The following is a 2,699-nucleotide window of genomic DNA, read 5'->3' on the forward strand; positions in this document are numbered from 1 at the left end:
TCTCACCCCCGCCCTTCGCCGGGACCGCAGCGAGGCGGAGAGCGTCATCACCGCGCTCACCCGGCTGTACGTGCGCGGCGCGAGGATCGACTGGCCGGCGGTGTTCGCGGGCACGGATGCCCGCCGCGTCGACCTGCCCACCTACGCCTTCCAGTACGAGCGCTACTGGCTGGAGGCGCCGCCGCTCCTGGTGGGCGACGCGGCCGCGGCCCAGCTCGGGCTGGACCTGGCCGAGCACCCGCTGCTGGGTGCCTTCGTGGGCCTGGCCGACGGCGAGGGGGTCCTGTTCACCGGACGGCTCGCGCTTGATGCGCAGCCGTGGCTGGCCGATCACGCCGTCGCGGAGACCGTACTGCTGCCGGGCACGGCGTTCGTCGAGCTGGCGGTCCACGCGGGCGACCAGGTCGGTTGCGGCCGGGTCGAGGAGCTGACCCTGGAGGCGCCGTTGGTGCTGCCGGTGCGCGGCGGCGTGCAGGTGCAGGTGTCGACGGGTGCTCCGGATGCGGCGGGCCGCCGGTCCGTGGCCGTGTACTCGCGGGTGGAGGATGCGCACCCGGACGAGCCGTGGCTGCGCCACGCCGCGGGCTTCCTCGCCTCGGCTCCGGCGCCTGCCGGCCACGACCTTGCCGAGTGGCCCCCGGCCGGTGCCGAGCCGCTCGCGGTGGACGGTGTGTACGAGGCCTTCGCCGCAGCCGGGTTCGCCTACGGTCCGGTCTTCCAGGGCCTGCGGGCGGCGTGGCGGCGGGACGGCGAGGTGTTCGCCGAGGTGGCGCTGCCGGAGGACCTCCGGCCGGAGGCCGCGGCGTACGGCCTGCACCCGGCCCTGCTGGATGCCGCGCTGCACGCGGTGGGCGTGGGCGGGCTGCTGGCGGAGACCGGTCAGGGACGCCTTCCGTTCAGCTGGTCGGACGTGTCCCTGCTGGCCGCCGGTGCGGGTGAACTGCGGGTGCGGATCGGCACGGCCGGTGCCGACGCGGTCTCGCTGGCGGTGGCGGACGCCACCGGCCGGCCGGTGGCCGTGGTCGGGTCGCTGGCGCTGCGCGCCTTCACCCCGGACCAGGTTGCGGTGCCGGGCGGCCACGAGTCGCTGTTCCGCCCGGAGTGGGCACCGGTGTTGCTGCCCGATGCGGTCGCGGCCGGAACGATCGGCGTCCTCGGCGGGGACGACTTGGCCCTGCCGGGCGCCGTCTGCTTCGCCGACCTGGCGGCGCTGACCGGGAGCGGCACGGCCCCGGACACGCTGGTGTATCCCGTCCGCACGGCCGGCGGCGGTGACCCGGTGGCCGCCACGCACACGGCGGTGCGGGAGGCGTTGGCGCTGGTGCAGGAGTGGCTGGCGGCGGAGGTGTTGGCGGATTCGCGTCTGGTGGTGGTGACCCGGGGTGCATCGGACGCCAGCGACTTGCCGTCCGCTGCGGTGCTGGGTCTGCTGCGTTCGGCGCAGTCGGAGAATCCGGGCCGGATCGTGTTGGTGGATCTGGACGGCGATGCCGAGGTGGGTCTGCTGTCGCGGGTGCTGGCGTGCGGTGAGCCGCAGGTGGTGCTGCGCGGTGGTGTCGCGTTGGCGCCGCGGCTGGCGCGTGCGGTCCCGGACGGTCGTGAGACGGCCCCGGTGCTGGACCCAGAGGGTACGGTGCTGGTGACGGGTGCGACGGGCACGCTGGGTGCGCTGTTCAGTCGTCATCTGGTGACGGAGTACGGTGCGCGTCGGCTGCTGCTGGTGTCGCGGCGTGGTGCTGGGGCGGAGGGCGCGGCGGAGCTTACGGCCGAGCTGACCGCTCTGGGAGCGGAGGTGGCGTTCGCGGCCTGCGATGTTGCCGACCGTGCTGCGCTGGCCGAGGTGCTGGAGGGCGTGGAGCTGACCGCGGTCGTTCACACGGCGGGCGTCCTCGATGACGGCATCGTCTCCTCCCTCACCCCCGAGCGACTCGAGACAGTGTTGCGTCCGAAGGTCGATGCGGCGTGGAACCTGCACGAGCTGACCAAGGACCGTCCGCTCGCCGCGTTCGTGCTGTTCTCCTCCGCGGCCGGGGTCTTCGGTGCGGCGGGCCAGGCGAACTACGCCGCCGCGAACGCCTTCCTGGACGGTCTCGCCGCCCGCCGCCGCGCCGCCGGCCTGCCCGCGACCGCTCTCGCCTGGGGGCTCTGGGCGGAGGACGGCGGTATGGCGGCTGCGTTGGTCCGCTCGGACGTGGAGCGGATGGCCCGCGGCGGTGTGGTCGCCCTGAGCGCGGAGGATGGCCGGCTGCTCTTCGACGCCGCCCTGGCCGGTACCGAACCCGTGCTGGTCCCCATCCAGCTCGACCTGGCGGGCCTGCGGGCCCAGGCCGGCACCGGGCTGCTGCCGCCGATGCTGCGGGGCCTGGTCCGGACGCCGGTGCGCCGCGCCGCGGCCGGCGGCGGAGGCACCACAGTCGGTGGTGGCTCGGCGCTGGCGGAGCGGTTGGCGGGGCTGGGCGCGGCCGAGCGGGAGACGCTGCTGCTCGACCTGGTGCGCGGCGAGGTGGCCGCTGTCCTGGGCTACCCGGACGCCTCCGGGGTCGACGCGGGCCGGGCCTTCAAGGAGCTCGGCTTCGACTCGCTGACCGCGGTCGAGCTGCGGAACCGGCTGAACGGCGCCACCGGACTGAGGCTGCCGGCCACCCTGGTCTTCGACTACCCGAACCCGGCCGCGCTCGCCGAGCAGCTCCGGACCGAGC

Annotated in this window: 1 protein-coding gene; it reads left to right on the forward strand. The window is 75.2% G+C overall.

Annotated elements, in window-relative coordinates; all coding sequences use genetic code 11:
- On the forward strand, positions 1-2,699 hold a 2,699-nt coding region (locus ACFV0G_RS38060), incomplete at both ends, for a type I polyketide synthase (protein ID WP_380558036.1).

The organism is Kitasatospora sp. NPDC059571 (assembly GCF_042735675.1).
Taxonomy (GTDB): Bacteria; Actinomycetota; Actinomycetes; order Streptomycetales; family Streptomycetaceae; genus Kitasatospora.